Annotated in this window: 24 protein-coding genes; 22 read left to right on the top strand and 2 right to left on the bottom strand. The window is 53.1% G+C overall.

Going from position 1 to position 26,996, the window contains the following annotated elements:
- From KNP95_RS06080 to nhaC, 14 genes are all read left to right on the top strand, one after another.
- Entirely contained in the window at positions 1–1,464 is a 1,464-nt protein-coding gene (locus KNP95_RS06080) for a phytoene desaturase family protein (RefSeq protein ID WP_214836141.1), read from the top strand.
- Positions 1,465–1,479: 15 nt separating this feature from the next.
- A complete protein-coding gene (locus KNP95_RS06075; protein ID WP_214836137.1) occupies positions 1,480–1,908 on the top strand; it encodes a GNAT family N-acetyltransferase in 429 nt (142 codons plus the stop codon).
- Between the two features lie 101 nt (positions 1,909–2,009).
- Positions 2,010–2,441, top strand: coding sequence for a YlbF/YmcA family competence regulator (locus tag KNP95_RS06070; RefSeq protein ID WP_214836134.1), 432 nt, complete (start codon positions 2,010–2,012; stop codon positions 2,439–2,441).
- A 54-nt stretch (positions 2,442–2,495) separates the two neighbouring features.
- Positions 2,496–5,021, top strand: a complete 2,526-nt coding sequence (gene mutS / locus KNP95_RS06065) for a DNA mismatch repair protein MutS (protein WP_214836132.1) — start codon at positions 2,496–2,498, stop codon at positions 5,019–5,021.
- Positions 5,022–5,025: 4 nt separating this feature from the next.
- Positions 5,026–6,828, top strand: coding sequence for a DNA mismatch repair endonuclease MutL (gene mutL, locus KNP95_RS06060; RefSeq protein WP_214836129.1), 1,803 nt, complete (start codon positions 5,026–5,028; stop codon positions 6,826–6,828).
- 163 nt (positions 6,829–6,991) lie between these two features.
- Complete coding sequence (locus KNP95_RS06055; RefSeq protein ID WP_214719712.1) at positions 6,992–7,660, top strand: 50S ribosomal protein L25/general stress protein Ctc; 669 nt, start codon at positions 6,992–6,994, stop codon at positions 7,658–7,660.
- A 208-nt stretch (positions 7,661–7,868) separates the two neighbouring features.
- Entirely contained in the window at positions 7,869–8,711 is an 843-nt protein-coding gene (locus tag KNP95_RS06050; protein WP_029595608.1) for a formate/nitrite transporter family protein, read from the top strand.
- Between the two features lie 189 nt (positions 8,712–8,900).
- On the top strand, positions 8,901–10,745 hold the full coding sequence (locus tag KNP95_RS06045; RefSeq protein WP_214836126.1) for an anaerobic ribonucleoside triphosphate reductase: 1,845 nt from the start codon (positions 8,901–8,903) through the stop codon (positions 10,743–10,745).
- The gene (nrdG, locus tag KNP95_RS06040) at positions 10,723–11,178 is read left to right on the top strand and encodes an anaerobic ribonucleoside-triphosphate reductase activating protein (protein WP_214836123.1); all 456 of its coding nucleotides are present in this window, start codon (positions 10,723–10,725) and stop codon (positions 11,176–11,178) included. The genes KNP95_RS06045 and nrdG overlap by 23 nt, the downstream gene beginning before the upstream one ends.
- Before the next feature lie 54 nt (positions 11,179–11,232).
- Positions 11,233–12,051: a fumarylacetoacetate hydrolase family protein gene (locus KNP95_RS06035; protein WP_214836121.1), complete on the top strand. Its 819-nt coding sequence runs from the start codon at positions 11,233–11,235 to the stop codon at positions 12,049–12,051.
- A 122-nt stretch (positions 12,052–12,173) separates the two neighbouring features.
- The gene (locus KNP95_RS06030; protein WP_214836118.1) at positions 12,174–13,436 is read left to right on the top strand and encodes a S1C family serine protease; all 1,263 of its coding nucleotides are present in this window, start codon (positions 12,174–12,176) and stop codon (positions 13,434–13,436) included.
- 56 nt (positions 13,437–13,492) lie between these two features.
- Entirely contained in the window at positions 13,493–13,837 is a 345-nt protein-coding gene (locus KNP95_RS06025) for a DoxX family protein (protein ID WP_214836116.1), read from the top strand.
- Positions 13,838–13,858: 21 nt separating this feature from the next.
- The gene (locus KNP95_RS06020) at positions 13,859–14,953 is read left to right on the top strand and encodes an amidohydrolase (RefSeq protein WP_214836114.1); all 1,095 of its coding nucleotides are present in this window, start codon (positions 13,859–13,861) and stop codon (positions 14,951–14,953) included.
- Positions 14,954–15,114: 161 nt separating this feature from the next.
- Complete coding sequence (gene nhaC, locus KNP95_RS06015; RefSeq protein ID WP_214836444.1) at positions 15,115–16,515, top strand: Na+/H+ antiporter NhaC; 1,401 nt, start codon at positions 15,115–15,117, stop codon at positions 16,513–16,515.
- A 14-nt stretch (positions 16,516–16,529) separates the two neighbouring features.
- On the opposite strand, the gene KNP95_RS06010 is transcribed toward nhaC, so the two are convergent.
- A complete protein-coding gene (locus tag KNP95_RS06010) occupies positions 16,530–17,723 on the bottom strand; it encodes an HTH domain-containing protein (RefSeq protein WP_214836112.1) in 1,194 nt (397 codons plus the stop codon).
- Positions 17,724–17,801: 78 nt separating this feature from the next.
- Between KNP95_RS06010 and KNP95_RS06005 the strand changes: the two genes are divergently transcribed.
- A complete protein-coding gene (locus tag KNP95_RS06005; RefSeq protein ID WP_214836110.1) occupies positions 17,802–18,932 on the top strand; it encodes a mandelate racemase/muconate lactonizing enzyme family protein in 1,131 nt (376 codons plus the stop codon).
- Positions 18,919–19,590 (top strand): GNAT family protein, encoded by a 672-nt coding sequence (locus KNP95_RS06000; protein WP_214836109.1) that lies wholly within the window; start codon positions 18,919–18,921, stop codon positions 19,588–19,590. Before KNP95_RS06005 ends, KNP95_RS06000 begins: the two co-directional genes overlap by 14 nt.
- 36 nt (positions 19,591–19,626) lie before the next feature.
- On the opposite strand, the gene KNP95_RS05995 is transcribed toward KNP95_RS06000, so the two are convergent.
- Positions 19,627–20,376 (bottom strand): GDSL-type esterase/lipase family protein, encoded by a 750-nt coding sequence (locus KNP95_RS05995; RefSeq protein WP_029595597.1) that lies wholly within the window; start codon positions 20,374–20,376, stop codon positions 19,627–19,629.
- A gap of 117 nt (positions 20,377–20,493) precedes the next feature.
- Between KNP95_RS05995 and KNP95_RS05990 the strand changes: the two genes are divergently transcribed.
- From KNP95_RS05990 to miaA, 6 genes are all read left to right on the top strand, one after another.
- Entirely contained in the window at positions 20,494–21,414 is a 921-nt protein-coding gene (locus KNP95_RS05990) for an ABC transporter ATP-binding protein (protein WP_214711058.1), read from the top strand.
- Positions 21,407–22,405, top strand: coding sequence for an ABC transporter permease (locus tag KNP95_RS05985; protein ID WP_021067298.1), 999 nt, complete (start codon positions 21,407–21,409; stop codon positions 22,403–22,405). The genes KNP95_RS05990 and KNP95_RS05985 overlap by 8 nt, the downstream gene beginning before the upstream one ends.
- A 179-nt stretch (positions 22,406–22,584) precedes the next feature.
- On the top strand, positions 22,585–24,114 hold the full coding sequence (locus KNP95_RS05980; RefSeq protein WP_214719701.1) for a M4 family metallopeptidase: 1,530 nt from the start codon (positions 22,585–22,587) through the stop codon (positions 24,112–24,114).
- A 119-nt stretch (positions 24,115–24,233) separates the two neighbouring features.
- A complete protein-coding gene (locus KNP95_RS05975; RefSeq protein ID WP_214836107.1) occupies positions 24,234–25,094 on the top strand; it encodes a PPK2 family polyphosphate kinase in 861 nt (286 codons plus the stop codon).
- A 113-nt stretch (positions 25,095–25,207) separates the two neighbouring features.
- Positions 25,208–25,801 (top strand): AmiS/UreI family transporter, encoded by a 594-nt coding sequence (locus KNP95_RS05970; protein WP_214836104.1) that lies wholly within the window; start codon positions 25,208–25,210, stop codon positions 25,799–25,801.
- Between the two features lie 238 nt (positions 25,802–26,039).
- Positions 26,040–26,990 carry a tRNA (adenosine(37)-N6)-dimethylallyltransferase MiaA gene (gene miaA, locus KNP95_RS05965; protein ID WP_214719698.1) on the top strand — a complete coding sequence of 317 codons (951 nt, stop codon included), beginning with the start codon at positions 26,040–26,042 and terminating at the stop codon, positions 26,988–26,990.
- Positions 26,991–26,996: the final 6 nt, after the last annotated feature.

The raw sequence follows: 26,996 nt of genomic DNA, 5'->3' as shown, positions 1-26,996 counted from the left end.
ATGCGAATCGGGATTATCGGTGGGGGAATTGCCGGATTGACGGCGGGTGCGCTCGCGAGCCGAATCGGCCATGACGTGACCGTATACGAGTCGTCACGAGAATGGGGTGGTTGTGCCGGGAAATTCGAACGGGGGGACTATCGATTCCCGGCCGGGGCGACGCTCGGGATGGGATTTGAACCGGGGGGCCTGCATGAGCGGGTCTTATCTTATTTAGGTGAAACGATTGACGTTCGTCCATTACCTGAGGTGATGCAGATTCATCTAGATGGAAAGACGGTCCGCTATCATCAAGACCGGAATCAATTTTTAGCAGAACTCGAGACGATGTTTCCGGAGCTTGCTCCGCAGATTCGAGCCTTCTTGAATGAGGTGTGGGCCGATTTCGAGACGATTCGTCCTTTGTTTGAGACGCTACCGGCCTTGCCGATTCGGACGATTCGTGACGCCACGCTCGCGATACGTGCGTTTCGACCGGAACAACTTCGGGCGTTCCGGAAGTTGTATCGACCGCTCGGTAAAACGTTAAAACGGCATCGATTAAACGGAACTACGTTCGAGCGGGTCATCGATGGGATTTTGCTCGATAGCTTGCAGACAGGTGCCCGTGAAGCGAGCCACTTGCTCGCGGCCGTCGCGTTATCGATTTATCATGAGGGCGCGTATTACGTCGATGGGGGCTTGTATACGCTCGGCCACGCCTTGGAACGAGCGATTCGGCAAGACGGGGGGATGACGCTCCTCGGCCGGCAAATCGTGAAAGTCGAGCAAGTCGCGGACGGCTGGTTGTTAACCGATCGCCGTGGTCGGCTCGACCTCGTCGATGTCGTCGTGTCGGCAATCCCGCTCGAGGCGACCGCTCAGTTGGTCACGGGACAAGCGGCACGACAGTTTAAAAGACAGTACGGCCGTCAATTAAAACGGATGCAATGGGGAACGTTCAGTCTGTATATCACGTTACCGGAAGCGGTGTGTACGGGACGTCCGCTCTTCCAACAAGTGTATAGTGACGATTTGCCGTCAGGTCACGCCTTCATTTCAATGTCGGCTGCGGACGATACACGCCGGACCGAACTGCCGGAACGAACCTTGACCGTCTCGACTCATATCGATTTGTCGGAGTGGCAGGCTTGGAAGGACAAGGCAACCTATGAGAAACTAGAGGCAGAATGGACCGAGCGCCTCGTCAAGGCAGTGCGACGGGCGTTCCCGAGTTGGACCGGCACATCGTCGGTATTGCTTCCGGGTGGACCGGGGGCGTGGGTGAAATATACGAAACGTCCGCACGGTGCGGTCGGTGGATATGCCCAAACACCGCAACAAGCATTATTCCATGCGGCGAGCTATCGGGCGAACCTACCGAATTTTTACGTTTGCGGCGACACGGTGTTTCCAGGTGCCGGGACGATCGGGGCGATGACGAGCGGGCTCCACGTCGCCAGAGCGCTCGGTTCGACGTTATAAGGGGGACAAGTTGAGATGCAGAAAAAACGGTTTGACGAATTGACGACGAGAGAGCTCTATGAGTTATTGGCGCTCCGCACTGAAATCTTCGTCGTGGAACAAGATTGCCCGTACCAAGAAGTCGATGGGAAAGATGTGACGGCCGTCCATTACTGGATTGAGGCAGACGGTCGCCCGATCGCGGCGTTACGTGTCCTCGAGAATGAAGCGCCAATCGCCATCGGTCGTGTCGTCACAAAATCGACGCATCGGGGACAAGGCCATTCGCGGCGCTTGATGCAAGAAGCCGTGGCCGACTTTGGGGATCGCGATTTGTATTTGCAAGCGCAAACGTACGTGGAGCCGTTCTATGCAAGCTTTGGGTTCACACGAACGAGCGAGGAGTACTTAGAGGATGGGATTCCCCACGTCGATATGGTTCGGACGGCGACCGTCTCGAAGTGAATCGATGCGGTACCGTTTGCCATAAGTTCGTGGTAGAATGATGAGGAATACTTGCGTGCGTCAAATCGTGCGTTCAATCATAGAGAGCAAAGGGGTTTACGATGGTGACTGATCAAACTGTGATTCAAAAAGCGAGAGAATTAGCCGACTTATTGGCGAGCACGCCGGAAGTGGCCCGCTTCAAAGAAGCGGAAACGAAAGTGAACGAAAGTGAGCGCGTTCAAACGTTGATCAAGCGTATCAAATACTTACAAAAAGAAGCCGTCAACTGCAAGCACTACGGAAAGACGGAAGCACTCGCCAAAGTCGAGCTAAAAATCGACAAAGCGATGGACGAACTCGATTCGATTCCGGTCGTCCAGGCGTTCCAAGAGACGCAAGTCGAAGTGAACGATTTGCTTCAATACGTGACGGTCACACTCGTCAACTCGGTGACAGATCGCATTATCGAGTCGACGGACGGTGACGTTCTCGCCGGCAAAACAGGTAGCGGCATGGCAGCGGAGAAATCACGCGGCGGCTGCGGATACTAACAAACAGACAGCTGGCCTTTGGTCAGCTGTTCTAATTTCTAGAGGTGAACACGAATGGAAACGATACATCAAACCCCGATGATGAAACAATACTTTTCAATCAAGGCCGATTATCCAGACGCCTTTCTCTTCTACCGGCTCGGTGACTTTTACGAGCTGTTTTTTGAAGATGCTCAAATCGTCGCCAAAGAGCTCGAATTGACATTGACTGCGAAAAACGGAAAGAACGCCGAGCACCCGATTCCGATGTGCGGGGTCCCGCATCATTCCGCTGCGATTTATATCGAGCAACTTATTGAAAAAGGGTTCAACGTGGCGATTTGTGAGCAGATGGAAGATCCAAAAGCGACGAAAGGACTCGTCAAACGGGAAGTCATTCAAGTCATCACGCCGGGTACATATATGGCCGCGCTCGGTGAGAAAGAGAACCGGTATTTACTATCGGTCGTGAACGTCGCAGGCCGTTTTGGGATTGCCCGCGGCGACGTGACGACAGGTGAATCATGGTTGACGACCTTACCGTCGCGCGAGGCCGTCCTACGCGAAGTCGAAGGACTGGTCCCGAGCGAGATCATCGTTGATGACGCCGAGTTGGCAGACCATCTCTCATCACTCGGCATCCCGCTGTCGGTACAGACGGAGCGATTGTCGAGCACGTTGTCGAGCGGTGCCCGCGACGAGGCGCAAGTAAGTGCGTTCGAACTCCTTTTCGCCTACTTGACGCGGACGCAAAAACGAGCCCTCGATCACCTGCAGCCCGCTGTCGCCTACGAGGTTGAGGCCCATATGCAACTCGATGCGAATACGGCCCGGAACTTGGAGCTGTTCCGTTCGGCCCGGTCCGGGGAACGGAAAGGATCACTCCTCGCCCTGCTCGATGAGACGACGACGGCGATGGGGGGACGACTATTGAAACGTTGGCTCGAACAGCCGCTCTATACGGAACAGGCGATTCGTGAACGCCAAGATGCCGTCGAAAATTTAGTCGATGATTTCATGCTCCGCGATCAATTACGGGAGCAGTTACGTCACGTCTACGATATCGAACGGCTCGTCGCGAAAGTAGGATACGGAACGGCCAACGCACGTGACCTCGTTCAGTTGCGGAACACGCTTGAACGCATTCCAGCGGTACGAGAGTTGCTCGCGAATGTCACGGCAACACGATTGCATCACATCGATGCGACGCTCGACACGTTCGACGCGCTATCGGAACGACTTCAGGCGGCGCTCGTCGAGACACCACCCATCTCGATTAAAGAAGGTGGCATGATTCGTTCAGGCTATTCGACAGAACTCGATGAACTGCTCGAGGCGAAAGCGAACGGGAAGACGTGGATTGCCAATCTCGAGCAACAAGAGCGGCTCGCGACCGGCATCAAGTCGCTGAAAATCGGCTATAACCGAGTCTTTGGCTACTATTTGGAAGTGACGAAAGCGAACGCGCGCTTACTCGAAGAGGGGCGGTATGAACGGAAACAGACGCTTACGAACGCCGAACGCTATGTCACGCCTGAGTTAAAAGAAAAAGAAGCGCTCATCCTCGGTGCCGAGGAGAAGAGCTGTACGCTTGAATATGACTTGTTCGTCACGTTACGTGAAGAAGTCAAACAAGAGACGAAACCGCTCCAACAACTGGCCCGCTCATTAAGTGAACTAGATGTCCTGCTCGCGCTCGCCATTGTCGCCGAAAAACGGGACTATGTCCGGCCGACAACGTCAAACAATGTCCAAATCGATCGTGGGCGCCATCCGGTCATCGAAACGGTATTGCCTCGTGGTGAATACGTGGCCAACGACTTGACGCTCGATGACACGCGGCGCATGCTGTTGATCACCGGACCGAACATGTCCGGTAAATCGACGTATATGCGCCAGTTCGCACTGATTGCCATCCTGCATCAAATCGGTTCGTTCGTGCCGGCCGAAGCGGCCGAACTTCCATTGTTCGATCGCATCTTTACCCGCATCGGGGCAGCCGATGATTTGGTGAGCGGTCAGTCGACGTTCATGGTCGAGATGACGGAGACACGGCAGGCGGTGACGGAAGCAACAGCAGATAGTCTCATCCTCCTCGATGAGATTGGACGAGGAACCTCGACGTATGACGGCATGGCGCTCGCGCAGGCCATCGTCGAATATATCGCGGCCACCATCGGCGCGAAGACGTTGTTCTCGACCCATTATCACGAGTTGACCGTGCTCGAGGACACGATTCCTGCCCTTGAGAACGTGCACGTCCGTGCCATCGAACGGGACGGGCGCGTCGTCTTCCTGCATGAAGTTCACCCGGGACGGGCCGACAAGTCGTACGGGATTCATGTCGCCGAACTCGCTGATTTGCCGCCTGATTTGATTGAACGGGCGCGAACGATTTTGTCTGAGCTCGAGACGGAACCGAAACCGGCCCGCACAGTCGTGGAACATCCGGTGCCAGCCGAACCTGTGGCCCAACTGTCACTATTTGAGGCGGAAGACGATATCAAACGACAACTGCTCGACCTCGATTTACTGGCGATGAACCCGATTGAGGCGATGCAGGCGCTCTATGCGCTCCAACAATCTGCGAAGAAGGGGTGAGTCGATGGGAATCATTCAAGAGTTACCGGAGCAACTGGCCAACCGAATCGCGGCCGGCGAGGTCGTCGAACGCCCGGCCTCGGTCGTGAAAGAACTCGTCGAGAATGCGATTGATGCCGGTGCCACGAAAATCGAAGTCGACTTGGAGGAGGCGGGGATACGTCTCATTAAAGTTCGGGATAACGGGCACGGGTTTTATGAAGAGGATGCTCCGCGCGCCTTTTTGCGTCATGCGACGAGCAAAATTCGGGACGAGCACGACTTGTTCCGGATTCGCACGCTCGGCTTCCGTGGAGAGGCCTTAGCGTCCATCGCCTCGGTCAGTCATGTGACGCTGAAGTCACGCCGGACCGAAGAGGACGGATTTGAGATGACGCTCCAAGGGGGTGTCGTTACGGCGCAAACACCGGCCGCAGCCAACGTCGGAACAGAGATAGCGGTCAGTCAATTGTTCTACAATACACCGGCCCGCCTTAAATACTTGAAGACGTCGGCGACCGAACTCGCGAGCATCACCGATACGTTGAACCGGATCGCCTTATCCCACCCGGAAGTTCGCCTCACGGCGTTCCATGAAGACAAGGAACTCCTGCGGACGAGTGGCAACGGCGACATCAAGCAAGTCATGCTCGCCATTTACGGACGTCAAGTCGCGGCGCAAATCGTCACCGCGTCAAGCAAGACGAACGACTATAGCTTGAGCGCCCATCTCGTCCGTCCGGAAGTGACCCGGTCGAACAAGCAGTATGTGACGCTCATCTTGAACGGACGGAGCATCAAAAACTTTGCGCTGACCCAAAGTGTGCTCGAGGGCTACCACACGCTACTCCCGATTGGTCGTTATCCGATCGCCGTCCTTGAAGTGAAGATGGACCCGATGTTGATTGACGTTAACGTCCATCCGACAAAACGGGAAGTCCGACTCTCGAAAGAGAAAGAGCTGTGCCAGTTGATTCGCGAGACGGTCCAACTGACGCTCCGGGAACAGCGTTTAATCCCATCGGTCAAACCGAAAGAGCGACCGGTTAATCGGACCGAACAAGAACGACTTGATTTCACGGTCGAACGGACACCTGTCACGGATGAACCGCCGACGTGGAACTATCCGATTCCCCGTGAACCTGTCACGTCACCAAGCCGATGGTCGCCGACCCCGCTCGTCAATGAAGCGCCTGCACCGACCGACCCGATTATCGAATCGGACAAAATTGAGACGAAAGGAGAGCGGTTGCCGCCGCTCGACGTCATCGGCCAATTGCATGCGAGCTATATCGTCTGCGGTTCCGAAGACGGCATGTATGTCATCGACCAACACGCCGCTCAGGAACGGATCAAATACGAATTGTTTTATGAGCAACTCGGGAATCCGGACAAGGAATATCAATTGTTGCTGCTCCCGCTCACGCTCGAGTTCACGCAAGAAGAGACGCTCGCGATTGAAGAAGTCGCTCCGCTCTTGAAAGAAGCGGGTCTCGAATTGGAGCCGTTCGGTGGCAACACGTTCCTCGTCCGGGAGATTCCGACGTGGTACCCGCAACACGATTTAGAAGGAACGGTCCGCGATTTGATTGAGATGGCGATTCGGGACCGCTCTGTCAATCTCGCCAAATATCGGGAAGACGCGTCAATCTTGATGGCGTGCAAGCGGTCGATTAAAGCGAACCATCCATTGAACCACGAAATGATGCGGCAATTGCTGAATGACCTCAATCAGACGACGTCCCCGTATACATGTCCGCACGGGCGACCGATTTTGGTGAAATGGAGCACGTACGAACTTGAGAAGTTGTTCAAACGGGTTATGTGACACGCTTGTAATCTTTTTTTAACCGGCTGTAACGTTTATGTCCGGGTGCCTATGGGAACAATATACACATGTCACTCAACGCATCGAGGTTGAGAGGTGGCTTTTTCACTGCCTCACCCTCAAGATGTAGACATGATCGATAAACCAGTAGGGGGAAAAGATTATGGCAGACACGCTTAAAGTAACGAAACGTGAATTACGACCACGTTCGGTCCGCGCAAACTTGCGTAAAGAAGGTAAAGTACTAGGTGTCGTATACGGCTATAAAGTCGAGAGCACACCAGTTGCATTCGAGGAGATGGCACTTCGCAAGATTCTCCGCGAACACGGTGACAACGCATTAATCGAGTTGAACATCGACGGCAAGAAAGTGAACACGCTCGTTCACGGGACTGAAGTTGACCCGTTCACGAACGAATACAAGCACGTCGAGTTCATGGCCGTGAAGATGGACGAAGCGACGGAAGTCGAAGCAGACGTCACACTCGTCGGCGATGCGAAAGGTGTCAAAGAAGGCGGCTTCTTGGCGCAAACGCTTTATAAAGTAACGGTATCGGCGACACCGGCTAACATTCCGGAACGAATTGAACTAGATGTTTCTGAACTCGGTATCGGTGATTCGGTCACGGTAGCTGACATTCCAGAGAACAAAGATTATGAAATCGTCTCGGATGGCGAGCTTCAAATCGCATCTGTAAACGAGCCGGTCTCTCTTGAAGAACTTGAAGCAGACACAGACACAACGACAGAAAGTGAAGCTGAAGCAACAGAAGAAGAGTCGGCTGAGGCATCTTCTGAGGAGTCTGAAGAGAAGTCTGCAGACAAAGAATAAGCTGTATCGAACGACCCTTTGCGAAGGGTCGTTTTTTTCGTCACAAATCCGACAAATGTAAACGATTACGATGTGAAAAATGTGTCAACACGTTCCAAGGTCGATTGCAATTTATTGGATTCGGGCTTATATTGTTAATGATTTCACATGTTCGTTCTTATTATATGGGTTCATTCAAACAGAAAGAAGGGTTTGTGACATGGCATCAATGGAAATCCATGCACTCGAATCATTACGGAAAAAAGCTCAGGCATCTTCGCAAATGATTCATTATCGGCCAATGGAATACTTTTTACGGGCAATGCTCGCGGGGATCTTTATCGGATTCGCTTCAATCTTCACACTTAAAGTCGTCAACGGGATGTACTTGATCGATTCACCGTTCACGACACTCATCGGTGGGTTCTCATTCGGGATCGCGCTTGTCATGATCATCTACGGCGGAGCCGAATTGTTCACGGGGAACACAATGTATTTCACGACGTCGACGTTACGCGGCTATACGACGCTCAGTGACACGATGCTCGTCTGGTTACTTTGTTTCGTCGGGAACGCGCTCGGTGGTGTCTTGTTCGCCTTGTTGCTCGCCCCGACCGGCGTCATCCAAGAACTCGGGATGGATAACTGGTTGTTCGCGGTCGTCGAGAGCAAGATGCATCATACGACGGTCGAGATTTTCTTCCGTGCCATCTTCTGTAACTGGATGGTCTGTCTCGCGATTTTCTTACCAAAACAGATGAAAAATGAGTTCGCTCAAATCTTCTCGATGATTTTCCTCGTCGCCGTCTTCTTCGCGTCAGGATTTGATCACGTCATCGCCAACTTCGTCTTATTTGCGCTCACTCTCGTCGTCCCACACCCTGAGGCGATTAGCTTTGCCGGCGCCATCCACAACTTGATTCCGGCCACGTTCGGTAACATCATCGGCGGCGCCTTGTTCATGGGTGCGATCTATACGTGGTTGAACGCGAAAGGCTTGCGCGAAGCTCAAGAGTCAGAGGAAAAAGAAGAAGTTGAATTAAAAATCGTGAAACCAGCTAAAGAATTATAAGTTGGGTCACTTGAAAGAACGGTCGAGTCCATATGCGGGCTTGGCTGTTTTTGCGTTTATATCACAACCAACGCTCACAATTTAGACTCCACATCTCCATGCTCAAACATGACATAATCTATATATGGAATTGAATCGAGTTCATAACTCGATTCATATCAATATATAGTGAGGTGATGCGGAGTGAACATGCTCCAGCTTTATGAAGATGTCTGTGTTCTCCCAGATCAAGATCTCGTACAAGAGAACGCCAACGTTGACGGGAAATCACCACTTGGCAAACTGGCACGATTATCCTCGGAAGTATCGAAACAGCTGTCGACAACGTATTTGTTGTCAGAGAGGACACGTCAGGCCGTCGCAGACAACTTTTTGTACATCCACGACGCCGACTATTACGTGACGGGATCGACGACGTGTTGTCAAATCCCGCTCGGCGAGTTGTTGACGAACGGATTTCATACCGGTCACGGGACGATTCGACCACCCCAGGACATCCGTTCGGCGATGGCACTCGCTTCGATCATTCTTCAAGCGAACCAGAATATGCAACACGGGGGTCAAGCGTTCCCGATGTTCGATGTCGATTTAGCGCCATACGTCGAAAAGACGTATGAACGTCAACTGGAGCGTCTCAAGAAGCTTCCGGTCGAATGGTCGACCGAGCAACTTCTCGAAGTCGCTGAGACCGAGACAATCACAGCGACCTATCAAGCGTGTGAAGCGTTCATCCATAATGCCAATTCGATGCATTCGCGAGGAGGCGGCCAAGTGCCATTCGTCTCCATCAACTACGGGACCGACACGAGCCGTTGGGGCCGGATTTTCATCCGCGAGTTGTTGCATGCGACCGAGCGGGGGCTCGGCAACGGGGAGACGCCAATTTTCCCGATTCAAATCTTTAAAGTAAAAGAGGGCGTCAACTTTCATGAAACCGACCCGAACGTCGACTTGTTCCGACTCGCCTGTCGCGTGACGGGCAAGCGTCTATTCCCGAACTTCTCGTTCGTCGATGCCCCGTTCAACTTGCAATATTATGATGGGAGCCATGACTCAGAAGTCGCTTATATGGGGTGTCGGACGCGAGTGATGGGGAATCGTCACGGCGCCGAGACATCGATTGGACGAGGTAATTTATCGTTCTCGACCTTGAACTTGGTCAAGATGGCACTCGTCGCTTCGGACATCCATACATTTTATGAGACGCTCGACGCCTACGTCGACGTCGCCATCGATCAATTGCTCGAACGGTACGACTATCAAGCGAAGCGTCATGCCGACGAATTCCGCTTCCTTTACGCTCAACACGTCTGGAGGGGCAGCGAGAGACTCCAGGCGGAAGAAGAGCTACGGGATGTACTGAAGCAAGGGACGTTGTCCGTCGGTTTCATCGGTCTCGCCGAAGCGCTACGCGTGCTCACAGGCGGCACGCATGCCGATTCACGGGAAGCGGAACGTCTCGGACTCGATATCGTCACACATTTACGTGATCGGATGAGACAGGCGGCAGAACAGCACGATTTAAATTTTTCGCTCTTGGCCACGCCGGCCGAAGGATTGTCTGGGAAGTTCGTATTGAAGGACCAGCAGGCGTTCGGGATGATTGAGGGTGTTACCGACCGCGCCTTTTATACGAACTCGTTTCATGTGCCGGTGTACCAGTCAGTGTCGATTCGTGACAAGATTCGCTTGGAGGCGCCGTACCATGCGCTCTGTGACGCGGGTCATATCACTTATGTCGAAGTCGACGGGTCGCTTGCCCATAACCCGGAAGCGGTCGAAGCGATCGTCCGGCTCATGCGAACCGAAAACGTCGGCTACGGATCGATTAACCATCCCGTCGACCGGTGCGGTAACTGCGGCCTCGAGGGAACGATTGATGCCGCGTGCCCGACGTGTGGCGAGGAAGAGCAAATTGAACGGATTCGTCGCATCACCGGCTATCTGGTCGGTACGATGGACCGATGGAATTCGGCGAAACGAGAAGAAGAACGAGCGAGGGTGAAGCATCATGCGCGTCCTATCCGTACTTAACGAATCGGTCGTCGACGGTCCAGGCATTCGCACGGTCATCTTTACGGCAGGATGCCCTCATCGCTGTCCTGGATGTCACAATCCGGAATCGTGGAACCCGCGAGGTGGGGAAGACGTTCCAGTCGAGGACTTGCTCACCCGAATCGAACAATCCGGGTGGGACGGTGTTACCGTCTCGGGCGGAGAGCCGTTCCTGCAACCAGAAGCACTGGCACGGCTCGTCGACGGGTGCAAGGCGCTTCAGAAAAACGTGTGGGTGTATACAGGCTATACGTTCGAACAGTTACAAGGTATGGACGATGAGTACGTCACAAGTGTGCTCGATCGTGCCGATGTACTTGTCGACGGTCGTTTCGAACAGCCGCTCATGGACCGGTCGCTCCGATTTCGGGGGTCGAGCAATCAGCGAATTATTTTCTTGAACAAAGCGTAATCGGGGCCGTCGCGTCCCGATTTTTTGTATACTAGCAAAAAAGGGGGAATTTTGATGAAATGGTGTAGTTTTCAAGTCGAAGGAGAGCAAAGGGTCGGTGTCGTGGCGGGGGAGTTTGTCTATGACGTCAGTGACCAATTACATACGACTTCATTGTTAGAGGTCATCGCGCGAGAGTTTGAACCGGATGTCGATTTGGACGTCGCACCTCGGACCGCATTGACCGACGTCACGCTCGTCGCGCCATACCGACCACTCAAAAACGTCATCTGTATCGGCAAGAACTATGAAGAACACGTGAAAGAGATGGATACGGCGGGAGCCGGCAAACTCGTCATCTTCACGAAAGCACCGACTTCGGTCGTTGGACCAGGGGCTGTCGTCGAACGTCATCCCGAACTGACCGACCAACTCGATTACGAAGGCGAGCTAGCCGTCATTATCGGAAAATCAGGGCGGGACATCGACGACATCGACGCCCATATTTTCGGCTATACGATTTTGAACGACATCACGGCCCGGGACGTTCAAAAACAGCACGTCCAATTCTTCCGCGGTAAATCGTTCGACACGTTCTGTCCGCTCGGACCGTATATCGTCACACCGGATGAGCTCTCATTCCCGCTCGCGATTCAAACGGTCGTGAACGGTGAGACACGCCAAAACGGGTCGACGGCGGACATGATTCGTCCAATTGAAGAGTTGATTCGGACGTTGTCGAAAGGGATGACGCTAGAAGCTGGTGATATCATCGCCACCGGTACGCCGGCGGGGGTCGGCCATGGGATGAAACCGCCCGTCTATCTCCAATCCGGGGACACGATCGAAGTGAGCATCACGGGACTCGGGACGTTAAAAAACGTCATCGTCTGATCCAATTGACGCAAATTGTGAAGAATCTTGTAATCGATGTCTCATTTCCGCACAACGATGACTATGCCTCTTATACTAAGGGTAGAACAAAAGAGGAAACATCATATAGGAGATGATTACACATGGAACGCAACGATCGTCCAACAGAATCAAATGAACCAAATCGCCGCGAGGATTGGCTCGACACCGAGCTTGGCTCGTCCGAACAACGACAAGAGCCGTCGCGCGCAACACAACCGGCCCGACCTTCATTCGTCGGTCGGATGTTCCCTGGGTTTGTCGGTGGGGTAATCGGTGCTGTCTTGACTGGGGCCATCGCCTTCCCGTTCATCGATCAAGTCCCAACGAACGTGTCTGATACGAACGTGACGTCGGAAGGGTCACCGGTCCAGACGACATCGACGACGGCGGACAGCTCGGTCACCGATGCGGTCGCGACCGCACAACCTGCCGTCGTGACGGTAAACAATTTCGCTTCGAACGGATTATCGAATGAAGCGGTTGAAGCTGGTGTCGGCTCGGGTGTCATCTATAAGAAAGACGGTGACTCGGCTTACATCGTCACGAACCATCACGTCGTCAACGGTGCTGACCGTCTCACCGTGACGTTCAATGACGGATCGACAGCGGACGCCAAGTTGATGGGCAGCGACGCCACGTACGATTTGGCTGTACTCGAAGTCGATGCGGACAAAGTCTCATCCGTCATCACGATTGGGAAGTCAAGTGAACTAAAACCTGGACAGACTGTCATCGCCATCGGCAATCCGCTCGGCCAGTTTGAGAACTCGGTGACGCGTGGGGTCGTCTCGTCGACGTCCCGTCTCGTTCCGGTCGATACGGATGAGAATGGACAAGCCGATTTCAATGCCGAGGTCATCCAGACGGATGCTGCCATCAACCCGGGTAACTCCGGTGGCGCCTTGATTAACGAATCGGGCCAATTGATCGGCATCAACTCGATGAAAATTGCGACCGATTCGGTGGAAGGGGTCGGCTTCTCGATTCCAGTCGATATCGCTTTGCCGCTCATCAATCAAATCGAACAGACGGGCGAAGTGAACCATCCGTCGCTCGGTGTGTCGCTCCGAGACGTGTCCGAGTTCCCACCAGGGTACTTGACCGAGCAAATCAACTTGCCGGAGTCGGTGACAGCAGGTACGATCATCGTCGAAGTACAAGCGAACAGCTCGGCCGCACGGGCCGGACTTGAAGCGCGCGACGTCATCGTGAAAATCAATGATCAAGCCGTCTCGTCGTTCATTGACCTTCGGAGTGAATTGATTCGCGATACGGACGGAACGGTCAAAATCGAATACGTTCGTGACGGCAAGACCGAGACGGTCGATGTCGAGATTCAAAATGCGAATGGGGATGCATTGTAAAGATGGGCACGTAGCCCATCTTTTTTGTTATGCTTAGAAAAAAGGAGGGGATTCCATTGATTCGCACACTATACGGTGTTTTATTTTTAGGAGCCGGCATCATGCACTTCGTTCAAGAACGGGCGTTCATGTCGATCATTCCGAAATCATGGCCGTTCAAACGGTTCATGGTCCAGGCTAGCGGGGTTATCGAAGTCGTCTATGGCGTACTGTTGCTCACGAACAAGGGAACACGGTTTGTGAAGGGAACGTTACCGGCATTTTTGATTGCCGTCTTCCCGGCCAATATCAATATGGCGCTCAAACCGTCGAAACTCGGCAAGATGCCGCTCCCGAAATGGGTGACGTGGGCCCGATTGCCGCTGCAATGGGTATTGATTAAAGGGGTCAAAAAAATATAAGTACATATGGGGGGATCGATCATGACGAACGTATTGAACTGGTTTGAGCATTTTCATGCCCATCCCGAAGTGAGCTGGAAAGAAATCGAGACGACGAAGACGATTGCCGATATTTTGACGTCATGGCAAGTCCGTCACGAAACGTTTGCCGACGTCACCGGCGTCATCGCCGAGATTGGTGAGGGAGATGATGTCATCGCTGTCCGAGCCGACATCGACGCGTTATGGCAACAAGTTGACGGGACGTTCCAAGCCAATCACTCATGTGGCCATGATGCCAATATCAGCATGGTGCTCGGTGCACTTGATGAGTTGCGACACGAACACTTGCCGAAACGGGTCCGGTTTATTTTCCAACCGGCCGAAGAACAAGGCAACGGGTCGCTCGCGATGATTCGACACGGGGCGTTACAAGACGTCAGTCAGCTGTACGGCATTCATTTGCGTCCGCTCGAGGAACTGAAACGCGGTCAATATGCGGCTGCGATTCAACATGGGGCCGCGTTCTTCTTGAAAGGCAAGATCAGCGGGGACGATGCTCATGGCGCGCGGCCGCATCAAGGTCAGAACGCGTTAGACGTCATTTTCACGATTCAACAGATGCTTAAGAGTATCTATTTGTCACCGTTTGAGCCGCATTCGGTCAAACTGACGGGTGTACAAGCTGGGAGTGAGAATTTGAACATCATTCCGGGCAATGCGACATTCTCGATTGACGTCCGGGCCCAACAGAACAAGGAACTGCTCAAGCTGCGCGACCGGGTCGAGACGATGTTGCACCAGATTGCAGTCCTGCATGGAGTGACGATCGACTGGGAGTGGCAAGATTTCACCCCTGGCGCCTTGATTGGCGAGCGTTCGAGCCGACATGCGGCTGAAGCGATTAGTCAGCGGTTCGGGGATGATACGCTCGTCGATCGTATCATCACGTCAGGTAGCGACGATTTTCATTTTTATACGGTCGAGCAACCGGGACTCGATGCGACGATGATTGGAATCGGGGCCAACTTGACACCAGGGCTTCATCATCCACAAATGACGTTCGATCGTGACGTATTACCGGAAGCGTCCGCCCTGCTCGCCGATACGTTGCGACGGGCCGTACACACTAATTGATTAACGAAATGAACGAGGGGACTTCGCTTCCGTTCATTTTTTTATTGCCTTCCTCGAATGTAAGCGTTATCATCATCTTATTAGCGACAATATAACGACAATTCAGAATCTTTCGCTATCGGGGAGGAAGGTACATGGAACAACAGGGGAACAAGGTAGACATGAAGCTTCGCTGGGCAGTATTGCCGCTACTTGTCATGATCGGGGTCATGCTCGTAGCCATTGTCCAATTAAAACAAGGCCCACACATCCCGCTCATCATCGGGACTGCTGTGGCGGCACTCGTCGCCTGGCGACACGGCTATAAGTGGAAAGAGATTGAAGAGATGATGTACAAAGGGATTCGGCTCGCTTTGCCGGCGGTCGTCATCATCATCTTGGTCGGCTTGACGATTGGGGCGTGGATTGGGGGAGGCGTCGTCGCGACGATGATTTATTATGGGTTGACGATTATCTCACCGGCCTATTTTCTTGTGACGATTTGTATCATCTGTGCGGTCGTTGCGCTCTCCATCGGAAGTTCATGGTCGACGATGGGGACGATTGGCGTCGCCGGGATGGGCATCGGGCTAAGTATGGGGATACCAGCACCGATGGTCGCCGGAGCGGTCATTTCTGGCGCCTATTTTGGGGACAAGATGTCGCCGCTGTCGGATACGACGAACTTGGCGGCCGGTTTGACGCATACGGACCTATTCGTCCATATCCGTCACATGCTCTATACGACTATCCCGGGCCTTATCATTGCGCTTGGCGCGTATTGGTGGCTCGGCCGCCGCTTCAGCGAGACGACGACGGACTCGTCGGAAATCGTCCAGACGCTCGCGATTTTAAAAGACAGTTTTGTCATCTCACCGTGGTTGTTGCTAATCCCCCTCGCCGTCATCGCGCTCGTCGCGAAAAAAGTGCCGGCCATTCCGGCACTCGTCGTCGGCATCGCCCTTGGCTTTTTGGCGCAAGTCATCGTCCAAGGCGGCTCGCTCTCAGATAGTGTCGGCGCGCTCCAAAGTGGATACGTAATCGACACCGGCAACGAACTCGTCGATAACTTGTTCAGTCGGGGTGGTCTCGATGCGATGATGTATACCGTTTCGATGACGATCGTCGCGATGACGTTTGGGGGCATCTTGGAATACTCGGGCATGCTCCAGTCCATCATGAACCAAATCGTCAAACTTGCGAAGACGGCCGGATCGATGGTCGCTTCGACGATTTTAGCGGCGTTCGCGACGAACGCATCATGTTCCGAACAATACATCTCGATCGTCGTGCCGTCACGCATGTTCGCCAGTGCCTACGAGAAGATGGGACTTCATTCGAAGAACTTGTCGCGAGCGCTTGAAGACGGCGGTACGCTCACGTCGGTCTTCATCCCGTGGAATACGTGCGGCGTGTTCATTCTCGGGACACTCGGCGTCGGGGCTTTCGAATACGCGCCATACGCTATCTTAAACTTTGTCGTTCCTGTCATTTCAATCATCTATGCGTTCACAGGCTTCACGATTGAACGGATCGCTGTGTTGAGTGCAGAACCATTGATTGAACAACAAGCGGCGCAATAAAAAATTTCCCGGCCTCATGAGGTCGGGAAATTGAATTTATAGACGGCGCGAGGCCGGCCTTGGCCATAGCTCATCTCTTCACCGATCACATCGACGATGCCGGCGTCATGTAGTTTTTTGATGAGCCGTTCCGTCGTACGTCGCGTCACGTCGAGATAGTCGGTCAACTCTTTAGCCGTGAACTCGTGCTTTCGTTTGGCGAATTGTAAAATCTTCCCGATATTGACGGGGCTGACTCCGGCTTGTTTGATGAAGTCGAAGGCAAGTTGTTCCGTCACGCGATACGGGATGTGCGCGTCACGGGTCGGGAACGATAATCGTTTGGAATCATCGACGATGCGGATGCGCTCTTCACTTGCGGCAGACAAGGCGATTTGAGCATGCTCGTCCGCCTGTTGATAGTCCGTGCCATAACCGATTCCAATGCGGTACGTCCCGATCGGTGCGAGCGTATCTTCTTCGAACGCGTTTAGCACTTCACCTTTGGTCGTCAATACTGTGATGTGATGGTCCTCCGCGGACTCGAGATGTCCACCCAGATACCGGACCGAGTCGAGATGGTCACGCAACGCCATATCGTCCGTGTCGTAGCGGATGATGGCGAACTGGGCGGCATCGGCCAACTGTTGCCGAACTTGTTGAATTAACTGTTCGAGATGGTTCCTGACGGTCACTGTCGGCTCAATCATCAGTTGACTGTTGAACCCGGCACGAACGAGCTCATGATGTACCCGCTCGATGCTCGTGATGGCCAGATTCGTTTGTTTGCCTTGGTGATTGGTATGAAAGGCGATGACGTCCTCGAATGCGAGATCAGGACTGATGCGCATGACGGTGGGGGCGACCCGTTCGTTTGGAAACGAGTCGAGAATCGACGTCAGTCGTCTCGGTTCGACCAAATCGATTGATACTTGATTGAGCGACACGGAGTGGGTGAGCGTCGCATATAAAAGCGTCGTCAAGAGGACAGTCTCGTCTTGGACGACGTGATGTGCCGCCACGTGGCTAAGATGAGGGGTCGCATAGGCGAACGGGAATGAGCCGGAAAAAAAGACGCCGTCGAACGAGCCGAGCGTTTGAGCGATGGTCGCTGCTTCGTGCGGATGCTCATACGGATGATAGGCGAACCGGACGTCCTCTGGTGAACCGAGCGAGCGAATCGTCTCCACAAATTCGTGCGATCCGACGATGGCGATATGGATGGACATCAAAACTCCTCCTTGCAATTTAACGACTATTTAACGACAATATAGCTAATGACAAGTAAGAAGTAAAGGAGAATGGATATGAGAATAGAGAAAATCGAACTGTTTGCGATTCGATTACCGTTAAAAGTGCCGTTCATCGTCAGTTACCATCGTTATGACGACATGCCTTCAGTGATTGTAAAATTGACAACCGAATGTGGTCACGTCGGCTATGGAGAGGCCGTCGCCGATGAACATGTCACGGGCGAATCGCTCGATAGTACAATCAGTGTGATTCGACATGTGCTCGGACCGCTCTTAATCGGAGAAAATCCGATACAGATGGAACGGATTCACGACGTGATGGACCGGGCCATCCGTGACGTGCCGGCGGCGAAGGCGGCTCTCGATATCGCCTGTCATGACGTCGTCGGGAAAAAGCTCGGGCTTCCAGTGTATGATTTGCTCGGTGGCCGTTATCACGACGCGTTTCCGGTCACGCACGTCCTCAGTATCGGCGAGCCGGAGGCGATGGCGGCCGAGGCTCGCGAACAGATTGAACAAGGGTACACGGCCGTCAAGATGAAAGTCGGCGTCGACGTCGCCTCGGACGTACGTCGGGTCGAGGCGGTCCGTCGTGCCGTCGGCCCAGACGTGCCGATTCGGGTCGACGTCAATCAGGGTTGGGTAAATGCCGCCAAGACACTCCAAGCGATGAAGCAGCTCGAGCCATTCCAAATCGATTGGGTCGAACAGCCGGTCAAGGCCGACGACTTTGAAGGCATGGTCGAAGTGAAAGGGAAAATCACGGTGCCGCTCATGATTGATGAAGGGGTGCGCGGCGTGACGGAGATGCGTCGGTTGACGATGATGCAGGCCGCCCACAAAGTGAATATCAAATTGATGAAGTGTGGCGGCATCTATCCGGCGAAAAAACTTGTGCATATGGCCGAAATGTCGGGCATCGAGTGTCAAATCGGTTCGATGGTCGAGTCGTCGGTCGCCTCGAGCGCGGGCTTCCATGTCGCCTTCTCGAGCAAAATTGTCCAATCGGTTGAATTGACGGGACCGCTCCGTTTCGCTGAAGACATCGGCAATTTGATGTACGACTTGCCGTTCATCCGTCTGACCGACGGGCCTGGTCTCGGTGTCGACGTCGATGAGGACGTCTTGTCACGTCTGACGACGGCGACGTACGTCGTCGGAGGGGCCGACCATGTGGCGCGGTGATTGTAACGGCCTCGACATCGTGGTCAACTATTTGACGGTGGCAGAGCTCGATCAAATCGAGGCGGTGCAACGGTCCGTCATGGACGCGTTGACGGAAGGAAGTCAGTACCAGTCGCTCACGACCGAAGAGTTCATGAAGCTGTTGAGCGACCGCACGTTGATTGGGGCGTATCACGAAGGGACGTTAATTGCGTTCCGGGCCCTGCTTATCCCGCCGCTCGACGCGGAGCATCTCGGCTATGATATCGGTTATCCGCTGGAGACGATCGACCGCGTCTTGTATCAAGAAGTGACGAACGTCCATCCGGACTATCGTGGTTACGGCCTGCAACAACATCTCGGCAAGCTCCTTATGAAAGAGCTTGAACAGGACAGTCGGTTCGACCTCGTATGCGCGACCGTGGCGCCGTTCAATATCCCGAGTCTGAAGGACAAGTTCGCGCTCGGCCTTCGCATCGGCGCCCTCAAACCTAAATACGGCGGCAAACTGCGCTACATTTTTATGAAGGAACTGCACAGCGATTGGAAACCGGCGGGTGAGGCGACGTGGCTCAACATGGGCGAGACCGAACAACAAGTTGCTCTATTGAAAACGGGCTGGTTCGGGACGACGATGACACGCGACGGGGAGCGTTGGCTCGTCAAATATGAACGATGAAAAAATGGCCTGATCGCGACGATCAGGCCATTTTGCTTACTCGAGGATGAAAAGCACGTCCTCGGCTAACTTGTCATACGTCCGGTCGCTCGGATGAAACTGGTCGGTCGCGAGGTCACGGCCGACGTCAGAGACGTAAGCGAATGGATCGATCACATCGATGCGTTGCGCGTTGCCGTACGTGGCGGCCGAGGCGTTCCAATCGAGAATCAATTGGTTGAACGCCTCGCCGTTCTCGTTCGCTTGGAACGGGTTATAGAGTGCGATATAGACGATTTGCGCCGTATCGTTCAACCCGCGGACTTGTTCGAAAATCTCATTCAAGTTCGTCTTTGCATCGGTCACGACTTGCTCGATATCGACCGATTCGAAATTGTCGACGTTCTCGCCGCGATTGAACAAGTCATTGCCGCCAATCGTGAGCGTGATATAGCGGGCGTTCTCAATCGTGCGTCTTACTTCGGGTTGCTCGAGCTGCGCCAATAGGTCTTCCGTTCGGGCACCAGAGACGGCCAGGTTCTGCGTGCGGATATCATCTTCTTCGAGAGCTTCACCAACCGGTTGGACATATCCAGCACCCGAAGTCGAGCCGACGCCGCGTGTCAATGAATCTCCAAGTGCGACGTAGACGTCACCGACCGGTTCGGGTCTCGCGTCTTCGCTGACCGAGAGTGTCCGTTCCGGCGGATTGACGATATCTTGATAACCGATCCATAACCCGTAAAGGGCGATGCCCGTCAAGAAGACAGAACCGATTAAAAACGTATACCATTTCCCATTTTTCATGTGATGACCTCACTTTCTATAGAACTATCATATCAAATAAGTTTGAACCTGCCCTATGTGAATGTTCGAATAGGACAGATGCGGTCGAGTCCGATAGAATGTAGATGAGGTGAGATGATGCAACCAACATTGAAAATAGACCATTTGACAAAAGTAATCGGTAAGAAAACGATCATCGATGACATCTCGTTCGATGTTTTCCCCGGAGAAGTGTTTGGGTTCTTAGGTCCGAACGGGGCCGGTAAGACGACGACGATCCGGATGATCGTCGGATTGATTAAACCGACGAACGGGACTGTCTCAATTTGTGGGTTCAGCGTCGAACGTCAATTCGTGCAGGCGATGAATCAAATCGGCGCTATCGTCGAGAACCCCGAACTGTACAAGTTCATGAGCGGGCGTGAGAACTTAAACGCCTTCGCCCGGATGTTACCCGGTGTCGATGAGGCCCGCATTCAAGAAGTGATTGACCTCGTCGACTTGACGGCACGAATCGATGACAAAGTGAAGACCTACTCGCTCGGGATGCGGCAACGGCTCGGTATCGCCCAGGCCATGTTGAACAATCCACGCGTCTTGATTCTCGATGAGCCGACGAACGGGCTCGACCCAATGGGGATTCGTGACCTTCGACTCTTCATCCGCCGTCTCGTCGAAGAAACGGGCTTGAGCGTCCTCGTCTCTAGCCACATCTTGGCTGAAATCGAACTGCTCGCGGACCGCGTCGCCATCATGTCGCGCGGGAAAATCGTGAAAGTCGGCACGGTCGAGGAACTGATTCATGAGTTGGCGTCGACGGTCGATGTCCACGTGGCCGACAGTTTTGAAGTCTTGCCGATCATCCGCGGATTCGAGTCGATTGATCACGCCGATGTTGTCGATGAACGGACGATTCGGGTCTCAATGAATCTGGAAGAAACGGCTCGCTTGAATCGCTACTTGCTCGATCGAGGCGTCGACGTGTTCGGTCTCGAACGACGCGTCCAGACGCTAGAAGAATTGTTTATTTCATTGACCGGGGGTGACCATATTGTCTAATCCGTCAATCCTTGGCCTCATTCGGAACGAAGTCTTAAAGATTCATAAGAAACGTCGGCTTCTCGTCGTGTCGACCATTCTCATCGTGCTCGTCTCGATGTTCACGTATGCCAACTACCGGCAGATCGAGAAACAACGGGAAGAACAAGGAACGATTGACTGGCGTGTCGATTTACAGCAAGAGATCGTTGATACGCAAAACCGGCTCGCCTCGGCGAACGTTCAGGATGAGTTCCGTCAAATTTTGGAGTTCCAGGTCCAACAGAATCAATATTACTTAGATAATGATATTAACCCGAACTATCCTGGGGCGCCGACGTTCATGCGTGTCTTCTTCTCGCAAGGAACGACGCTCGTGCTCCCACTCTTCATCATCGTCCTGATGGCCGATATCGTCAGCGGTGAGCATAATGATGGCACAATCAAGACGCTGTTGTCCCGTCCGGTCCGGCGCTTTAAGATTTTGCTTGCTAAATGGATGACGACGCTGCTGTATACGTCGATTCTTATCTTCATCACGGCACTCGTCAGTTATGTCATCTCTGGGATCGTGCTCGGTTGGGACGGATGGACCGCGCCGATTTTGACTGGGTTCCAAGCCTCGGCGACCGGGACGTTCTCGACCGACTTCGTCCATACGCTGCCGATGTGGCAATATTTGCTCATGTCGGTCGGCCTATCCTGGTTCGTCGTCGCGGCCGTCGGGACGATCGCACTCATGATCTCGGTCATCGTCAAAAATACGGCGACTGGGATTGGGATCATGATGGCGGTCCTGATTTCAGGACCGCTCCTCACGTCGCTCGGGTCGAATTGGGACAGCTCGAAATATTTGGTGAACGTCAACTTCGGTCTTCATACCTATCTCGAGGGGCAAGCCCCACCGATCGAGGGGATGACATTACCGTTCTCGCTCATCGTCATATTCGTCTGGTCGCTAGCGGCTCTCGCTTATGCGTTCTACCATTTCACACAAAAAGATGTTTATTGATGACTGGCGTCACCTTCCACGGTGACGCTTTTTTTGTTACGGCTGATACGACTAGAGAAAATGATGGGTTAGTCCAAATGTCTTAATAATTTGAATTGTCAAAATAATTAAAAAGTTGGATACATTAAATGTGGGAAACTATGTAAAGTAGGAGACACCACATAAGGAGGGAAACACACATGAAAAAAGTTTTATCTACATCACTCATCGCAGGCGTCTTGCTTGTGCCGCAACTTGTCGGCGCGGCGGAGCTCAAGTCAGGTACGTTGACGAAACCATCGAACGAGGCGCCGACGACAATCGTCAAAGAGTATGCGAAAGCGAAAGGCGAATTCAAAACGCTCGAATCGAAGCGTGACAAAGTCGGACAAGTCGTCAAATTACAACAGACGGTTGACGGTGTACCGGTCTTCGGTGGAATCGTCGTCGGTGTCGTCGATAATGATGGCCAATTGAAAACGGTCGTCGATGATACGAAACAACTCAAAGGATTACATAAGTCAATCAAGCTGAATGAACAAAAAGCGGTCGCTCGTTATAAAGAGCTTGTCGGCCACAAAGGCGCATACGAGCTTGAGCCGGCAGCGGAACTCGTCGTCTATCCGAACGGGGAAGAGGCGGTCTATGCGTATGAAGTGACCGGGACGATTCTTGATGCGGATGAGCCGTCACGTTGGACGTACTTCATCGATGCGGCAAGCGGGAAAGTATTGAACAAGTACAACCAATTGGCACACGCCAAACCGACGAACGGTGTCACGGGTACGACGTATACCGGCACGGGAATCGACGTCCTTGGCCAGAGCCAAACGTTCAAGACGACGAAGAGCGGTTCATATTACTATCTCCAGGACTCGACACGCGGCAAAGGCATCTATACGTATGACGCCGGTAACCGGACGCGCCTTCCTGGATCGCTTTGGGCCGATGTCGATAACGTCTTGAACACGACGTACGACCGGGCCGCGGTCAGCGCCCACGTCAACGCGACGAAGACGTATGACTTCTTCAAAAACACGTACGGTCGTAACAGCTATGACAACAACGGTGCGGCCCTCAACTCGACGGTCCACTATAGCCGCAGCTACAACAACGCGTTCTGGGATGGCAGCAAGATGGTGTACGGTGACGGGGACGGCCAAACGTTCACATACCTCTCGGGCGCCCTTGACGTCGTCGCTCACGAATTGTCACACGCGGTCACAGAGTACACGGCCGGTTTGATCTATCAGAACGAATCAGGAGCCATCAACGAGGCGATCTCTGATATCTTCGGTACGGTCGCGGAGTACAGCGTCGGCTCGAACTTCGACTGGTTGGTCGGGGAAGACATCTATACGCCGGGTATTGCCGGGGACGGTCTCCGTTCGATGTCGAACCCAGCGGCCAACGGTGACCCGGACCACTACTCGGTCCGCTACACAGGGACGCAAGACAACGGTGGCGTCCATATCAACTCAGGTATCGTCAACAAGGCGGCCTACTTGTTCGCGAGCGGGGGCTCACACTACGGCGTATCGGTTCAAGGCATCGGCGTCAAGCAAATGGGCGATGTCTACTACCGCGCGCTCACTGTCTACTTGACACCGACATCGAACTTCTCGAGCCTACGTCAAGCAGTCGTACAGTCAGCCAAAGATTTGTACGGTCCAACGAGTACACAAGCGGTCGCGGCAGCGAAATCGTTCGACGCGGTCGGAATCTACTAAGCCGAGTCCATTCAAACATCCTTTCCGTTTCGGCGGAAAGGATTTTTTTGTCGCTATTTTTTGAAAGAATAGGGTAAATACGGATTGTACGTAAAAATTGTCGCAATCAAGGAGGACATATGGACATTCAATCATTTCGCATTGACCATAAAAACGGGATTCGTCTGAACGATTACCCAACCACGATCAAGGACCGCCCATCGGACGAGACGTTGCAAAACAAGCTGATTCCGGAGAGTGTCGAAAAATTGAAAGAGTTGCATTGGAAACTATATGCCGAAGCCAAAAAGGGTGTCGTCGTCGTCTTACAGGCGCTCGATGCGGGTGGTAAAGATGAGGCGATCAGTTACATTTTCTCGAATTTGAACGCGCAAGGGTTAAAGACGAATGCGTTCCAAAAACCATCGGATACAGAGAAGAAACATGACTATCTCTGGCGGATGCATGACCTCATGCCGGAACGCGGTCAGGTCGGCATCTTGAACCGTTCCCATTACGAGGAAGTGATTGCCCCGCGCGTCCATGACCTGCTCGGAGAAGAGGTCATCCCGGACGATGAGGACAAAGAGTCGGTATGGAAAATCCGCTATCGTCAAATCAACGATTTCGAGCAATATTTGAACGAGAACGGATTCGCGGTCATCAAGTTCTTTTTCAATGTATCGAAAGAAGTGCAACGAGACCGTCTCCTCGAACGACTAAAAGACCCGAGCAAGAATTGGGAGTTCTCGTTCAGTGATGTCGAGGAACGAAAGCATTGGGACGATTATCAAGCTATTTTTGAGGATATGTTGTCGAACACAGCAACAGAACTTTCCCCGTGGTATGTACTGCCGGCAGATGATGACTGGTACGCACGTTATATCGTCTCGACGGTCATGATTGATGTTCTTGAAGACATCGATCCACAATTCCCGACGTTTACAGAGGACGAACAGGAACGAATCGATGAAGCGATTCAAACGCTCGAAAACGAGTGACGTTTGTCGAGTCCGTGAACGTCCATTTCTCCACTTGCACTGAAAGCGAATTCAAGTTACAGTGGACGTAGATAAAATTAGACGTCAGACATCTGTATGAAGGAGCAATGAGTGTGGGGAATATAAGTTTATTATTTGGAGGCGTAGCACTGTTCATCAACAGCCTCGTTTTGTTTGGAAAAGTGGACGTTAAGAGTGCGGGTGTGTTTAGTCTGTTCACTGGACTATTACAGACGTTCATCGCGACGTGGCTCGTCATCGGGGCGAGTTCGGCGGAGATGTTTGGATATGCGAGCATCTACTTGTTCGCGTTCACATATTTGTACGTCGGTGTGACGTTCCTATTCGATTTGGACGGTCGGGGCGTCGGATGGTTCTCGCTCTTCGTATCGATTTCGGCCGTCTTCTATGCGGTGATCGCATTCACGACGGGCGATGTGATGGGAGCAGTCACGTGGTTGTTTTGGTCGCTCTTGTGGGGACTGTTCTTCATGGGGATGGGCCTAGGGTGGCAGATTGACGGCTTGACGGCCCGGGTCGCCTTCGTGCTCGCTTGGTTGACCTTGATTATTCCGGCGCTGTTCGGTCTCGCAAATTTGATGACGCCGCTCTATGGCGTTATGTGGTGGGCCGCGAGCGGCACCGCGATTCTTTATTTTGGATTGACGATGTGGCGCCAGCGCCGTTTAGTAGAAGTGACACAATGAACGATGCTCCTTTGGGAGCGTCGTTTTTTTGCGCATTCATTTGTGTCTAAAATGTGAAAAGTGGGAATGACATACGTAAAGGAGGCGACCTCGGATGAGTGACGGCCTAATTTTACTGATGGGACTATTATTATGCGGATGGATGCTGTTTGCGGTCGTGTTTGATGATACAATAAAAAGAAGAATTTAACGGGCCGTTTCCTTTAAGGGACGGTCTTTCGTTTGAGGAGTGACAAGGATGGAAAAGACACCAGTCATCGTCCTCGTCGGACCGACGGCTGTCGGGAAGACGACGACAGGGATTGAGCTCGCCAAAGCGTTCAACGGTGAAATCGTATCGGGCGACTCGGTCCAAGTGTACCGCGGGATGGATATCGGTTCGGCAAAAGTGACGGTCGAGGAGGCGGAAGGGGTTCCGCATCATTTGATTGATATATGCGACCCGGACGAGGCGATGAGCGTCGCCACTTTCCAAAAGTTGGCCCGGGCGGCGATCGATGATATTTATGCGCGCGGAAAATTGCCGATTCTGGTCGGCGGGACAGGTCTCTACATCCGTGCGATTCTATATGACTATGAGTTCACAGAACGACCGGTCAATCACGAATTGCGTGAAGCGCTCGAGTTAGAAGCTGAAACGGGTGGACCTGAGGCGCTGCATGCGCGTCTGCAATCGCTCGATCCAAAACGGGCCGAGAGCATTCATCCGAATAACGTCCGCCGCGTCATCCGGGCCCTTGAAGTCGCGCTCCAAGGCGACGCCCAGGCGATGGACAGCCTCCCGTCGGAACATTACGCCTATAAACTGTTCGTCTTGCATGCGGACCGGGACGTGCTCTACTCGCGTATCAACCATCGTGTCGACTTGATGCTCGAAGCGGGCCTCATCGAGGAAGTCGAGCGCTTGCTCGCGGCTGGTTACCGGGACACGCAAGCGATGCGCGCCATCGGTTACAAGGAAGTCGTTCCGTATCTTGATGGATTGATGACCCGAGAACAGATGAGCGAGACGCTCAAACAGCACACGCGCAAGTTCGCAAAACGTCAATTGACATGGTTCCGTCATCAATTTAATGGGATTTGGGTCGATATGGGACGAAAATCATTTGAACTATCGTATCAAAATATTTATGATGAAGTTGAGGAGTTTTTTCGAAAATTCCGATTATTTCAAAGAGACATAGACTAGGGGGAA

It is taken from the genome of Exiguobacterium sp. s36 (assembly GCF_018618345.1).
GTDB classification, from domain to species: Bacteria; Bacillota; Bacilli; order Exiguobacteriales; family Exiguobacteriaceae; genus Exiguobacterium; species Exiguobacterium chiriqhucha.
This window is presented reverse-complemented; position numbering and strand designations above follow the sequence as displayed.

Excerpts from the sequence above, each read along its gene's own strand:
- KNP95_RS06035 (WP_214836121.1), top strand. The coding sequence starts at position 11,233 with ATGAAATGGTGTAGTTTTCAAGTCGAAGGAGAGCAAAGGGTCGGTGTC.
- KNP95_RS05995 (WP_029595597.1), bottom strand. The coding sequence starts at position 20,376 with ATGAAAAATGGGAAATGGTATACGTTTTTAATCGGTTCTGTCTTCTTG.
- KNP95_RS06050 (WP_029595608.1), top strand. The coding sequence starts at position 7,869 with ATGGAAATCCATGCACTCGAATCATTACGGAAAAAAGCTCAGGCATCT.
- KNP95_RS06030 (WP_214836118.1), top strand. The coding sequence starts at position 12,174 with ATGGAACGCAACGATCGTCCAACAGAATCAAATGAACCAAATCGCCGC.
- KNP95_RS06010 (WP_214836112.1), bottom strand. The coding sequence starts at position 17,723 with ATGTCCATCCATATCGCCATCGTCGGATCGCACGAATTTGTGGAGACG.
- mutS (WP_214836132.1), top strand. The coding sequence starts at position 2,496 with ATGGAAACGATACATCAAACCCCGATGATGAAACAATACTTTTCAATC.
- mutL (WP_214836129.1), top strand. The coding sequence starts at position 5,026 with ATGGGAATCATTCAAGAGTTACCGGAGCAACTGGCCAACCGAATCGCG.
- KNP95_RS06045 (WP_214836126.1), top strand. The coding sequence starts at position 8,901 with ATGCTCCAGCTTTATGAAGATGTCTGTGTTCTCCCAGATCAAGATCTC.
- nhaC (WP_214836444.1), top strand. The coding sequence starts at position 15,115 with ATGAAGCTTCGCTGGGCAGTATTGCCGCTACTTGTCATGATCGGGGTC.
- KNP95_RS06080 (WP_214836141.1), top strand. The coding sequence starts at position 1 with ATGCGAATCGGGATTATCGGTGGGGGAATTGCCGGATTGACGGCGGGT.
- KNP95_RS06075 (WP_214836137.1), top strand. The coding sequence starts at position 1,480 with ATGCAGAAAAAACGGTTTGACGAATTGACGACGAGAGAGCTCTATGAG.
- KNP95_RS06000 (WP_214836109.1), top strand. The coding sequence starts at position 18,919 with ATGTGGCGCGGTGATTGTAACGGCCTCGACATCGTGGTCAACTATTTG.
- KNP95_RS06020 (WP_214836114.1), top strand. The coding sequence starts at position 13,859 with ATGACGAACGTATTGAACTGGTTTGAGCATTTTCATGCCCATCCCGAA.
- KNP95_RS06070 (WP_214836134.1), top strand. The coding sequence starts at position 2,010 with ATGGTGACTGATCAAACTGTGATTCAAAAAGCGAGAGAATTAGCCGAC.
- KNP95_RS05990 (WP_214711058.1), top strand. The coding sequence starts at position 20,494 with ATGCAACCAACATTGAAAATAGACCATTTGACAAAAGTAATCGGTAAG.
- KNP95_RS06005 (WP_214836110.1), top strand. The coding sequence starts at position 17,802 with ATGAGAATAGAGAAAATCGAACTGTTTGCGATTCGATTACCGTTAAAA.
- KNP95_RS06055 (WP_214719712.1), top strand. The coding sequence starts at position 6,992 with ATGGCAGACACGCTTAAAGTAACGAAACGTGAATTACGACCACGTTCG.
- nrdG (WP_214836123.1), top strand. The coding sequence starts at position 10,723 with ATGCGCGTCCTATCCGTACTTAACGAATCGGTCGTCGACGGTCCAGGC.
- KNP95_RS05975 (WP_214836107.1), top strand. The coding sequence starts at position 24,234 with ATGGACATTCAATCATTTCGCATTGACCATAAAAACGGGATTCGTCTG.
- KNP95_RS05980 (WP_214719701.1), top strand. The coding sequence starts at position 22,585 with ATGAAAAAAGTTTTATCTACATCACTCATCGCAGGCGTCTTGCTTGTG.
- miaA (WP_214719698.1), top strand. The coding sequence starts at position 26,040 with ATGGAAAAGACACCAGTCATCGTCCTCGTCGGACCGACGGCTGTCGGG.